The sequence below is a fragment of the Streptomyces fildesensis genome (assembly GCF_016107395.1).
GTDB lineage: Bacteria > Actinomycetota > Actinomycetes > Streptomycetales > Streptomycetaceae > Actinacidiphila > Actinacidiphila fildesensis.
Genome location: NZ_JAAIKO010000086.1, coordinates 1 through 10,900, shown reverse-complemented (window position 1 = coordinate 10,900; position 10,900 = coordinate 1). Strand labels below are relative to the sequence as shown.

Sequence of the window (10,900 nt, the reverse complement as noted above, 5' to 3'; positions counted from 1 at the left end):
GAGCCCGCAACCAAGATCAAGACGACGTGTTAATGATCTGCAAGCTCTTATGCGCTCATTTCGACGTGGTGAGCGATAGGCACATGGTCAATTGGCGAGCCGAAGGTCGGTGACGAGGCGGAAGCGCTCAAGGACCACCAGCGTGGCGTCGTTCACGGTGAATGTGGCATCGCCCAACGCGGCCCGCATCTCCGGGCCGTGCCAAAAACGCTCATGGCCGCCGCGCCACTCGGCCACGGTCGTGTGACCCTCGCCTTCGTCCATCGCATGGGCGAGGTCTACTTGCGCCAATGGCAGGACGCGCACGCTGGTCACCTCGATGACGGCGACCGGACGGTCAGTGGGATCGACTACCTGGGCGCCGTCGACATTGTCGGTACCCCCTGCCTGGTGCGGTGGATCAACGCTACTCGCCCCCGAGCCTCGTGTGTCGGGCCTGGAGAACGCCCGACCGTCTGGCTCCCGAACGCACAAGAGCGGCCGGTCGCCACCGCATTGGGCCACGAACCGCTTCGCGGGAGCCGGCCGGCCGAAGCCGCGCCCGAAAGCGTGATCCCTCACTGCCGGCCGCCACCGGACCCGCAGGCACCGACCACACGAAGAGAGTAGATGGGTACGTACCCGTACCCATATGCTGGTGGGGATGGAAGGAGTCCGAGTGTCTGACGCAAATGTCCGCATTCCCAAGGAAGCCAAGGACCGGCTCGCCGCGATCGCGGCGAGCGAGGGCCTGTCGCTGCGCGCCTACCTGGCCCGCCTCGCAGAGACGCTGCTCACCCCGCAGGAGCGTGCCGAGCGTGCCGAGCAGGCCCGCATCGCGCTGCAGGAGTGGAATGGGTACGCCCCGACTGCGAGCGATGAGCAGGATCTGGACCGTGAGCTGGACCGCCGCCTGGCACAGGTGACCGCCCGGTGAGCGACGCGATGCACATCGTCCTGGACGACACCGCCATGACGGCCGCCGGCCAGGGCAACATCCTGGCCTCCCGGCTGATCCACCGGGCCCACACCGAACCGGGCTGGTTCCTGTACGCTCCGGCCTGCGCCTTGGTCGAAGCCGACCGCACCCGACCGGGGACAGCCGAGCACATCGCGGCTCTGCCCGGCATCACGGTGCTGGACCTGGACCTGTCCGCCGCGCTGGCCGTGGCGCAACAGGAGACGTGGGCCGCCGCCCACGCGCAGTACACGGCACAGCCCACGCCGGACCGGCCGGACGGCGCGATCGTGGCCACCACGGCGGCGAACCGCTGGGAGGGGCAGCCTGTTCGCGTGCTTGATCTCACCCCCTGACGCTGTTGATCATCCGCCCTGAGCTGGGGTCGCGATGCCGAAGATATCGATCAACTAGATGAGCGCTATGATCGTCGTCGGGGTGATCTTGGGCTGTCTGCACCATGGGCATGCGACTCGTGTGAGTAGTGATGCACTCGCGTCCGGGGCCGTATGGTGAGGCGTCAGTAGTCCGAGGCTGACGGTGGTAGGCATCGGCTTCATGGACTGGACGCTGCCCGAGCCGATACTCGCCGCCCCCGTGATGAGCTCTAGTCTGCCGGTGAACTATGCAGCCGAGCCGAAGTGGGAAGGGTATCGGGCGCCGGTGGCCCACTACGCGGACGGGCATGTCGTGATCCGGTCGCGACGCGGCACCCTCATGACGACGGCCCTTCCGGAGATCACCGCCGCCGCATCCGCGCTGCCCGCGGATGTCGCGTTGGACGGCGAGCTGATCGTCTGGGAGGACGGGCGGCTGGCGTTCGAGCGACTGCAAGGCCGACTAAACCGCACCGCTGCAGGAGCTGCCGCGTTGGCCGCGCAGTGGCCGGCCCATTCGTGGCGTTCGATCTCCTGCGTCATGGCGCCACCGATCTGACGAGCCGCCCGTACGCCGAGCGCCGCGCAGCATTGGAGCGTCTCTTCGCGGACTGCGAGCTGGGGCCGCCCTGGGCGTTGTGCCCGTCGACGACCGATCCGCAGGTTGCGGCAGAGTGGCTGTCCTGGTCGGCGGTGGGTATGGAGGGGCTCACCTTCAAGCGCCTGACCCAGCGCTATTTGCCGGGCGAGCGCCGATGGCAGAAGTACCGTTCCCGGCCAGTACGGAGGCGATCGTGGGTGCGGTCAGCGGCTCACTGTCGGGGCCCACCACGGTGTTGTTGGGGCGATTCGATACCGCCGGACGGTTGCAGTACGGTCGGCCGCAGCACGGTGCTGGCACAGAAGTTGAGACGGGCCCTGGCCGATCAGCTCAGCCGGACTGCGGGGGAGCACCCGTGGACGGGGTGGTCGTTCTCGGCCGGCTGGCGCAGTAAAAAGAGCCTGGTCGCGGAGTTGGTGGAGCCGCTGCTGGTCGCCGAGGTGGCTCTGCGGACGTCTCGCTGGATTCGTCAGGGCAGTGGAGGCATCCCGTGCGCTGGCTACGGGTGAGATCCGACCTCGCCCCACGCGCCGCTCTTCCGGAAGATCTGCCCGGTGTCGAGGTACTGCGCTGGTTAGCGCCCGTCAGACGGGCCAGGCTCGTCCCCCGCCCCCGCCCCCGCCCCCGGCGAGGCCGGGCTGTCGCCTTGGCCGGTCGTGGCGTTGTCACGGCTCTCGTCGGGGTGCGTTGTATGGACGTCCCGGGTGTAGGGGTCACCGGCTGGACCGCGGTCTTGATGGCCCGGGCCATGATCGGGCGGAGTGGGCTGGCCGAGTTCATCCCGGGTCTGCCAAGAGCCAGAGCGCAGCTGCGGCCCGGCTGGGGGCGGCGGCTTGCGGCGGCGCAGCCGCATGCCGTAGGCGACCGCTGCGATGAGCAGGGCCACCATGACGACACCGATGGTCAAGGGCGCGATCCCCACCAGGAAGTCATGGGTCACGGCCAGCTCGCGGAACCCGACAGCATTTGCTCTCATACACGACAAAATACTCTCCGGTTCGCGCCCCACGCAGCTGCGCGGTCCCGCCACTGCGGTGAGGCTTTGCCGGCCCGGGGCGCGGAGGCACCCAACAGTCGTTCGCCTTGCTACGGATCCTGGAGGAAGGCAGCGATCAGTACCTACAGGTTCGGGTGGCGCTGATCGAGATGAACCTGTCGCTGGTGCGCTTCATGGCCCGCCGACTCCGCAGCCCGGACTAATAGTGGGTCGACAGGCCACTCTGCGGGTACGGGCCGTGGGGAGTGTCCATGTCCACCCGCCGGGCGTCCTGGGGCTATCACTCGTTCGGGTGTGGGCTGCCGGGGAGGGTGCCAGCGACGGGCGACGCCCGCCCCGGCAGCCAGGGGCGGCGTGGCGTGGGACAGGCAGGTCGGCGCCACACCGCGTTGTGGAAAGGCGCCTATGACGGCGGCCCGGATGGCGACGATACCGGTGAGCAGGGGGTTGCGGCCGGTGGGCGCGCGGGAGTTCACGCGCTGAGGAGCCCGGTGCGCAGGGTGGCTAGGGTGCGGGATAGGAGGCGGGAGATGTGCATCTGGGAGCAGCCGAGGACGGCGCCGATCTCGGTTTGGGTCATGTTCTTTGCGAAGCGCATGTGAAGGAGGGTGCGTTCGCGGTTGCTCAGGGCGGCCAGGAGGGGTTTGAGGTCGAGGAGTGTCTCGACCAGGTCCAGGCCGGGGTCGGTTGCGCCGATTCGCTCGGCGAGGGTGTGCCTGCTGGTGCCGGTGTCGTCGTGGGCGGCCGGAACGTCGAGGGATTCGGCGGTGTAACCAGCAGTGGCCAGGACGCCCTGGTGGACTTCGGCGGTGCTCAGGCCGGTGTGCTGGGCGACTTCGGCGGTGGTGGGTGGGCGGCCGAGGTCGGTGTGCAGGGCCTCGCGGGCCTTGAGGAGGATGATGCGGCGCTCTTGCAGGCTGCGGGGGACGCGCACGGCCCAGGCGGTGTCGCGGAAGTAGCGTTTGATCTCGCCGCTGATGTAGGGGATGGCGAAGGTGGTGAATTCCACCTGCCGTTCCAGGTCAAAGCGGTCGATGGCTTTGATCAGGCCGACCGTCCCCACTTGGCGGATGTCCTCGCTCAGGTCGGCCCGGTTCGCGTACCGTCCGGCGACGTAGCGGACCAGGGAAATGTTCAGCACCACCAGCGTGTCGCGGGCGTAGCGGTACTCCGCGCTGCCTGGCGGGACCTGCCGCAGGCGAGCCAGGAACGCCTTCGACAGCTGCCGGGCTTGCTGCGGGGGGACCTTTGCCGCGTCCTCGATCCAGGGGAGCACTGCCGACGGGCAACACCCGTCGGCGCGGGCGCCCCGGTCCGTGGTTGCACGTGCCCCCATGTTCCGGCCTCCAGACCAGCATTCCTGCCCGATAAGCAATATTTCACCCCATTTGACACTAGTCATTCGGGTCGTCGTCGTAATGGCGCCCGCTGCGTTACGGGGCGCGGCCGGCAGGGGCCGGTGGCAGGCTGGGGGGATGGATGATCGGCAGGCTCGTGTGGTGGTGCACCCCTGGCTGGACGGGGAGCGCCGGGTGACCGTGGACGGAGAACTGGTCGGAAGGGCGGTGGTGCTCGAAGACCTGCGGGAGTTCCTGGCACTGGCCGGCCTGGACCGCGAAGCCCTGCGGGACCCGGCGGTAGTGGCGCGGTCACGGACCGGACACGTGGAGCGCTGCCCCGGCGGCCCGGCCATGACCGACGCGGACCCCGATTTCCTGGCCGTGCTGACTAAGTCGCGGCCGGCGCGCCCCGCAGGCGGCTCAGCGCGGCCGACCGGGCCGCGTGCGGCACCGATCTGAAGGCCGCCTACGGCCGGGGTGGCTCGATTCGCGCACTGGCTACCGCCACCGGACGCTCCTACGGCTTCGTCCACCGGGCCTTGACCGAGGCCGGCGCCTGTTTGCGGGGACGCGGCAACCCTCGCCGACATTCCCCCGGGGTGGGCAGAACCCCCGTGCCTGGAGATGATGGGGAGCATGCCTTCCCTACCGCGGCTGCAGATAGATCAGATCGCCCACCCCCGGACTGACCTCGCCGTCCTGGCCCTGGCCGGCGAGCTGGACCTGGACACCGAGCCCCTTCTGGCCGCCGGCATCGCCGCTGCGATGACGCCCGGGCGGCACCGGCTGATCCTGGAATGTAGCGGGATCACGTTCTGCGACTCACGCGGTTTGAGCTACATCCTGGGCGTGCGACTGGACCTGAACGACCGCGACGGGTCCCTGATTTTGGCGGCTCCCGGCGCCCAGTTCCTGCGCACCATGCAGATCATCGGCGCCGACCAGGCCCTGACCTTGACTCCGGGCGGCATCACCGAGGCCGTCCTGCTGCTCCCCCCAGACCCGAGCGCCGCGGCTCTCTGACCGGGCGCGCCGCCGTGGCGGGTGGTGCTGCGGGTCATACGGTGCGGGTGGCTGTCGTAACGCAGGAAGCAGGTGGTCGCGGTGACCGGTGGGTTCGAGATCTACCAGGACAGCGCCGAGCTGTGGCGGTTTCGCTACCGGACCGACCTGGGCGAGATCATCGCGGTCAGTGATGAGGGGCTCAACAAGCAGTCGAGCATCCGCAACGTCATCGACTACATCCAACGCAACGCCGCCCAGGCCCCCATCCAGGATGTCACCGACAACACGGCCGGCCCGGAACAGTAACGCCTCATCCGTGCCATGCGGCTCTCATAAGCGAGCGCCGCGATGCCGGGTTCGCCGCGGACCAGCCGGACATGCGGTGGCGCGGCGGACAAGTGTGGTGGGCTGTGCTGTCGGTCCCCGGATAGCGCGCTCAGCAGCCGGCCGAACTGGGGGCAGGGTGCGGGCGACGTCGGCCAGGCAAAGATCCCGATCAGCAGGATCCCCGACGTAGGCGCCGGACCCAGCGGTGCGCGGGCCTATGGGGAGTCGCCCGTTGCATCGGCCGGGCGGCCGGGCTGTCCATGATGGCCCGGGCGACCCGGACACGGCGTCCCATCGGCCGGTGCGGGCGGTTGCCGCAGGGTGGGGTGAGGATCACAGTAGTGAGGGGGAGAGCGTTCGCGCGAGAACGGAGTGCACCGTGATCGTCCTCGGAGTAATTCTGCTTGTCATCGGTTTCCTGGCCAGCATTTCCATCGTGTGGACTATCGGGATCATCCTGGTCGTCGTCGGAGTGGTCTTGTGGCTCCTGGGCTCTATGGGCCACGCGGTCGCCGGGCGGCGGCACTACTGGTAGCCCGGTGCGCCCCCGGGCACAGGTGAAACCTGTGCGTTGACCAGGAGACGGACGGCACCGCCGTTTCAGACGGAACGTCGGCGTCACAGGGAGGCCCTCGATGTCCACAGGAATCCTCATTGCGATCATCGTCGCGGTCGTGCTGATCGCCTTGGCGATCGGTGTGTGGATGATGATCCGACGCCGGCAACTGCGGGAGCGCTTCGGCGCGGAATACGACCGCGTTGTTGAAGCCGAAGGCAGCCGAATGGCCGCCGAGCGTGACTTGCGCGCGAGGGAGCAGCGGCATGACGACCTTGACATCAAGCCGCTCCCGTCGACGACCCGACAGCAATACGCCCAGGGCTGGACCAGTGTGCAGACGCGCTTCCTGGACACACCGGAGGAAGCCGTGGGCGAAGCGGACCAGCTGGTTGCCAGGCTCATGAGGGAGCGTGGCTACCCGACTGAGGGATACGAGCAGCAGCTGGAGGATCTGTCGGTTGAACACGGGCGCACGCTGGAGCACTACCGCGCTGCCCATGCAATCAAGGCGCTGACCGGGCGGCAGGCGACCACCGAGGAACTGCGGGGCGCGATGGTCCATTACCGCGTCCTGTTCGACGACCTGCTGAGCGACGCAGAGCCGCCGGGCGAGCAGCGCGCTTGAGCCCGCTCTGGCATGTACCGCACGGGCAAGCAAGCGCACGGCGGACGGTATTCGGACGAGGTGAGAAGCTGGGGCTTTCCCCAAGGCCGGGTAGTTAGCGTTTTCGCAGGTCACGCAAGTGCCTGGAAGGTTTCTCGACGTAGTGCAACGGAGCTCGTTGGTACAGGCAGTCGTCCAAGACAGCTTGTTGCCGAAGGAGCTCCGTTGCCTGGTCATGGTGTCCTGCCGCCGTCGATAGAGACCATCACCCGAACGGTCACGGTGGCCGCGGGCCGGTTCGCACCCGGTCATCTGGGAGAACTGACGGCGATCGTGCCGTTCGAGCTGGTTGACGCGGTCTTGTCCGAGACGAGGACGGTGCAACGGCGGCTGCGTGATCTGCCCTCGCGCGTCGGGATCTACTTCCTGCTCGCAATGTGCTTGTTCCCCGAGGTCGGTTATCGGCTCGTCTGGGACAAACTGACAGCCGGCCTGACCGGGATGCCGGTGGCCTGTCCGACCGCGAAGGCGTTACGTGACCTGCGCCGGAGACTGGGCAGTGCGCCGGTCCGGGCGTTGTTCGAGGTGCTGGCCGGGCCGCTGGCCCGGCCAACGACGCCGGGCGTGCGGTTCGGGCCGTTTCGGACCGTGTCCTTCGACGGCTGCAGCTCACAGAGGGTCGCGGACTCCGACCGGAACCGGGCCTGGCTGGGGAGAACCTCGCATCACGGCTATCCGACGCTGGAGTTGATGACGCTGGTCGAGACCGGGACACGGGCCCTGATCGGCGCAGTGTTCGGACCGACCGCCGAGGGGGAAACCCGATACGCATCACGTCTGTTGCACCTGCTGACACCTGACATGCTGGTGCTGTGGGACAAGGGCTTCGACGGGAACGACTTCCTCTCCCAGGCCGTCGCAACCCGCGCCCAGGTGCTGGGCCGACTCCGCAGCAACCGACGCACCCCGGTTCTGGCCCGTCTCGCGGACGGCTCGTACCTGTCGGTGATCGGCACCGTGAGCGTGCGGATCGTCGACGCGCAGATCTCGGTGACCTGCGCGGACGGCACAATCTTCACCGGCTCCTACCGGCTGGTGACGACCCTGACCGACGCCCGTCGCTACCCCGCCGCCGCACTTGCGGCCCTCTACCACCAGCGGTGGGAACACGAATCGGCGTACTACGCGCTCCGCCACACCCTCATGAAAGGTCGTCTTCTGCGCTCAGGTGACCCGGCCGGCGTTGAGCAGGAGATGTGGGCCCTGCTCACGCTCTACCAAGTGCTGCGGACCGTCATGGTCGACGCCGCAGAGTCCCGGACCGGGACCGACCCGGACCGCTGCTGCTTCACTGTCGCCGTCCAGACCGCCCGTGACCAGGTCGTCCAGGCCGCCGATGTCATCCCCGCACATGTCGGGGCGGTCGGGCTCATCGGCCGTCGGATTCTGGGCGCCGTCCTCCCGCCGAGGCGGCAACGGGTCAGCACCCGCAAGGTCAAATCGCCGATGTCCCGGTACAGCGAGCGACGCGACGACGGCAGACCCGGCGCGAGCCGCACCGTCACCCACCTCGACGTCACCATCCTCGAACCCACCGATCAGCAGCCCGCGCTGCCCACCGCCTCCCGGGACGATCGGCACACCGCCCCCGACAAGCGCCGCCGACACCGAATTCTGACCCTGCTCCAGGAAGACCCCACTCGGCTGTGGCAACCCCGCGACATTGCGGCTCACTTCGGCGACGTCACCCTGGAGACCATGTACAGACAACTGAACCGCTGGGCCACCAGCGGCCTCATCCACAAGCTCGGCCCCGGCCTCTACGCCGCCACGACATGGTCACCAACTTCCCTTGCGTGACCTGCGAAAACGCTAACTACCCGGCCTTGGGTTAAGGCCCCGCAGCCAGGCAGAAGGGGCTCTGTCCGCTGTGCGGACTTGACCTGATCGACGGAGCGACGTACGAACCGGACTCAGTCCGCGACTGGGCCAACTGGTTCCACGCCAGCTACCGGACGGTTCACAAGCATCATCTGATCTACCGCTCACGCGGCGGGTCAGATCAAGCGTCCAACCAAGCCTTGGTCCACTCCGACTGTCACCGGAGGCATCACGCCTCCCATGACTACGGTCAAACGCAGAATCATGTGCTGCCCGAGGGGTCTGCTTGAGCCGTGTGCCGCGACGAGTGGCACGCACGGTTCTGAGGGGGGCCTCGTCCCGAGAGGGACGGGGCCTACCCGACAGATGCGCCGCCACGACCCCCAGACCCCGCGAGCCGAACGCCGTCTCCTTCTGACCTACTGGGCAGTGTCCGGCTATGGGCTGCGCGCCGCCCGGGCCATGGCGTGGCTGCTCGTGGCGATGACGCTCACGATCCTGGCCATGATGCTGTGGGGACTAGCCTCGGGCTTTCATGTGGGTGGGTGTCCGAGGTGTGATCGGAAACGCGAAGAGTGCTCCTGACCAGGAACGATGGGACTTGTCTAGGGTCCAGGTCGTCGCGTGGAAAGAAGCACTCCTCAGGTGAAGAAGCGTATCGGGTCCTACCCGCGTGTCCGCGTCGAGGGCGGTGGCCGGGCAGTGGTCTCCCAGGCCGGTGGCGTTCTGCTGGTCGAGACCATCCGCAAGATCGGGCTGGACACGTCGATATCGACGGCGCTCGCACCATGGCGAAAGCTTCGGGCGGTGCACGATCCAGGCAAGATCCTGCTGGACGTGGCCCTCGCGGTCGCGCTTGGCGGGGACTGCCTGGCTGATGTCGGGATGCTGCGGGCCGAGCCGGCCGTGTTCGGCCCGGTGGCCTCCGACCCGACTGTCTCCCGCCTCATCGACAGCCTCGCCGCTGCCGGCCCGAAGGCTCTGACAGCGATCCGGTCAGCACGGGCCACGGTCCGCGAACACGTCTGGAAGCTGGCCGGGACCTCGTCGCCGGACACCACCGGACAGGTGATCGTGGACCTGGACGGAGTGCTGGTGCTGGCTCACTCAGACAAGCAAGACGCTGCCGCGACCTGGAAGAAGACCTACGGACACCACCCGCTGATGGGCTTCGTCGACCACGGACGCGATGGCACCGGGGAGCCGGTGGCTGCCATGCTGCGGCCCGGCAACGCGGGCAGCAACACCGCCGCCGACCACATCGAGGCCACCCAACTCGCTCTGGCCCAGCTGCCAAAGAAGTACCGGCGGGGACGTCAGACGCTGGTCCGAACCGACTCCGCCGGCGGCACCCACGAGTTCGTCGCCTGGCTCACAAAACAGGGCCGGTGGCTGTCCTACTCGGTCGGGATGACCATCACCGGCGCCATCCACCAGGCCGTGCTGAAGGTCCCCGCCTCGGCCTGGACACCCGCCGTCGAACCGGACGGCGAGATCCGCGACGGTGCCTGGGTGGCTGAACTCGCCGGCGACGTACTGGCGGGCTGGCCCCAGGGGATGCGGCTGATCGTCCGCAAGGAACGGCCCCACCCTGGCGCCCAGTTGCGCATCACCGACGCCGACGGACTACGGCTCACCGCGTTCGCCGCCAACACCACCGGCGTCCCGATCGCCACACTCGAACTGCGACACCGCCAGCGAGCACGTGCCGAGGACCGCATCCGGGCCGCCCGCGCCACCGGCCTGCGCAACCTTCCCCTGCATGACACCGCGCAGAACCAGATCTGGCTGGAGATCGTCCAGCTCGCGCTCGACCTGCTGGCCTGGCTGCCGATGCTCGCCCTGACCGGCAAACCCCGGCTCTGGGAACCCCGCCGGCTCCGGCTCCGGCTGTTCTCCGCTGCCGCCCAGATCGTCACCACTGCCCGCCGCCGACACCTCCGGTTCGGCGGTCACTGGCCCTGGAGCGACGTGATCACAGGCGCGGTCCAGCGGCTCGACGCTCTCCCGAACCCCGGCTGACCAGCAGAGTTATCCGTCCCAACAGCCTCACTACCCCACCGGAGCCGTGGAACCCGGGGCCCACCCGACGCGACAGCCGGGCCACCGGCCTACCCACGACCAGCCCACAACACCGAAACGGCCCGCCGAGAAACCGACGGACCGTCACGAAAGATCGAGGCTAGTGCTGAATTCCTCAAAGGCAGTAGACGTAGTGTCGGCGTAGGTGTCGGGTGGGTGGGGCGGGTCTGCCCCAGATCCAGGGTTTGGC

At 68.3% G+C, this 10,900-nt stretch carries 14 protein-coding genes and 2 pseudogenes; 13 read left to right on the top strand and 3 right to left on the bottom strand.

Going from position 1 to position 10,900, the window contains the following annotated elements; translation table 11 throughout:
- Window positions 1-87: 87 nt before the first annotated feature.
- Window positions 88-354 (bottom strand): annotated as a pseudogene (locus C6N31_RS41525) (ASCH domain-containing protein); the annotation flags it as partial.
- A gap of 304 nt (window positions 355-658) precedes the next feature.
- Between C6N31_RS41525 and C6N31_RS41520 the strand changes: the two are divergent.
- From C6N31_RS41520 to C6N31_RS45415, 4 genes are all read left to right on the top strand, one after another.
- On the top strand, window positions 659-916 hold the full coding sequence (locus C6N31_RS41520; protein ID WP_138359165.1) for a hypothetical protein: 258 nt from the start codon (window positions 659-661) through the stop codon (window positions 914-916).
- Between the two features lie 8 nt (window positions 917-924).
- Window positions 925-1,293, top strand: a complete 369-nt coding sequence (locus C6N31_RS41515) for a PIN domain-containing protein (RefSeq protein WP_138359185.1) — start codon at window positions 925-927, stop codon at window positions 1,291-1,293.
- Window positions 1,294-1,495: 202 nt separating this feature from the next.
- Window positions 1,496-1,873 (top strand): ATP-dependent DNA ligase, encoded by a 378-nt coding sequence (locus C6N31_RS44825; protein WP_232486303.1) that lies wholly within the window; start codon window positions 1,496-1,498, stop codon window positions 1,871-1,873.
- On the top strand, window positions 1,819-2,424 hold the full coding sequence (locus C6N31_RS45415; RefSeq protein ID WP_307811607.1) for an ATP-dependent DNA ligase: 606 nt from the start codon (window positions 1,819-1,821) through the stop codon (window positions 2,422-2,424). Before C6N31_RS44825 ends, C6N31_RS45415 begins: the two co-directional genes overlap by 55 nt.
- A 65-nt stretch (window positions 2,425-2,489) precedes the next feature.
- Here the strand turns inward: C6N31_RS45415 and C6N31_RS41505 are convergent, their stop codons facing one another.
- Window positions 2,490-2,891, bottom strand: coding sequence for a DUF6479 family protein (locus C6N31_RS41505; protein WP_187145377.1), 402 nt, complete (start codon window positions 2,889-2,891; stop codon window positions 2,490-2,492).
- A 493-nt stretch (window positions 2,892-3,384) separates the two neighbouring features.
- Complete coding sequence (locus C6N31_RS41500; protein ID WP_138359167.1) at window positions 3,385-4,248, bottom strand: SigB/SigF/SigG family RNA polymerase sigma factor; 864 nt, start codon at window positions 4,246-4,248, stop codon at window positions 3,385-3,387.
- A gap of 139 nt (window positions 4,249-4,387) precedes the next feature.
- On the opposite strand from C6N31_RS41500, the gene C6N31_RS41495 reads away from it, so the two are divergent.
- From C6N31_RS41495 to C6N31_RS41460, 9 genes and pseudogenes are all read left to right on the top strand, one after another.
- Complete coding sequence (locus C6N31_RS41495; RefSeq protein WP_306665080.1) at window positions 4,388-4,711, top strand: hypothetical protein; 324 nt, start codon at window positions 4,388-4,390, stop codon at window positions 4,709-4,711.
- A pseudogene (locus C6N31_RS44820) lies at window positions 4,669-4,839 on the top strand (helix-turn-helix domain-containing protein); the annotation flags it as partial. The gene C6N31_RS41495 and the pseudogene C6N31_RS44820, both read left to right, overlap by 43 nt.
- Window positions 4,840-4,888: 49 nt before the next feature.
- Window positions 4,889-5,275, top strand: a complete 387-nt coding sequence (locus tag C6N31_RS41490) for an STAS domain-containing protein (RefSeq protein ID WP_187145211.1) — start codon at window positions 4,889-4,891, stop codon at window positions 5,273-5,275.
- An 81-nt stretch (window positions 5,276-5,356) separates the two neighbouring features.
- Entirely contained in the window at window positions 5,357-5,563 is a 207-nt protein-coding gene (locus tag C6N31_RS41485; protein ID WP_187145212.1) for a YegP family protein, read from the top strand.
- Window positions 5,564-5,963: 400 nt separating this feature from the next.
- Window positions 5,964-6,119, top strand: a complete 156-nt coding sequence (locus C6N31_RS41480) for a DUF6131 family protein (protein WP_198359552.1) — start codon at window positions 5,964-5,966, stop codon at window positions 6,117-6,119.
- 100 nt (window positions 6,120-6,219) lie between these two features.
- Window positions 6,220-6,768 carry a hypothetical protein gene (locus C6N31_RS41475; RefSeq protein ID WP_138359173.1) on the top strand — a complete coding sequence of 183 codons (549 nt, stop codon included), beginning with the start codon at window positions 6,220-6,222 and terminating at the stop codon, window positions 6,766-6,768.
- A 12-nt stretch (window positions 6,769-6,780) separates the two neighbouring features.
- Window positions 6,781-8,607 carry an IS4 family transposase gene (locus C6N31_RS41470; protein WP_138359175.1) on the top strand — a complete coding sequence of 609 codons (1,827 nt, stop codon included), beginning with the start codon at window positions 6,781-6,783 and terminating at the stop codon, window positions 8,605-8,607.
- Between the two features lie 68 nt (window positions 8,608-8,675).
- Window positions 8,676-8,918, top strand: a complete 243-nt coding sequence (locus tag C6N31_RS45410; RefSeq protein ID WP_138359187.1) for an HNH endonuclease — start codon at window positions 8,676-8,678, stop codon at window positions 8,916-8,918.
- 355 nt (window positions 8,919-9,273) lie between these two features.
- Window positions 9,274-10,650: an IS1380 family transposase gene (locus C6N31_RS41460; RefSeq protein WP_138359177.1), complete on the top strand. Its 1,377-nt coding sequence runs from the start codon at window positions 9,274-9,276 to the stop codon at window positions 10,648-10,650.
- Window positions 10,651-10,900 lie beyond the last annotated feature (250 nt).

Excerpts from the sequence above, each read along its gene's own strand:
- C6N31_RS41505 (WP_187145377.1), bottom strand. The coding sequence starts at position 2,891 with ATGAGAGCAAATGCTGTCGGGTTCCGCGAGCTGGCCGTGACCCATGAC.
- C6N31_RS41515 (WP_138359185.1), top strand. The coding sequence starts at position 925 with ATGCACATCGTCCTGGACGACACCGCCATGACGGCCGCCGGCCAGGGC.
- C6N31_RS41470 (WP_138359175.1), top strand. The coding sequence starts at position 6,781 with ATGTACCGCACGGGCAAGCAAGCGCACGGCGGACGGTATTCGGACGAG.
- C6N31_RS41495 (WP_306665080.1), top strand. The coding sequence starts at position 4,388 with ATGGATGATCGGCAGGCTCGTGTGGTGGTGCACCCCTGGCTGGACGGG.
- C6N31_RS41475 (WP_138359173.1), top strand. The coding sequence starts at position 6,220 with ATGTCCACAGGAATCCTCATTGCGATCATCGTCGCGGTCGTGCTGATC.
- C6N31_RS44825 (WP_232486303.1), top strand. The coding sequence starts at position 1,496 with ATGGACTGGACGCTGCCCGAGCCGATACTCGCCGCCCCCGTGATGAGC.
- C6N31_RS41500 (WP_138359167.1), bottom strand. The coding sequence starts at position 4,248 with ATGGGGGCACGTGCAACCACGGACCGGGGCGCCCGCGCCGACGGGTGT.
- C6N31_RS41490 (WP_187145211.1), top strand. The coding sequence starts at position 4,889 with ATGCCTTCCCTACCGCGGCTGCAGATAGATCAGATCGCCCACCCCCGG.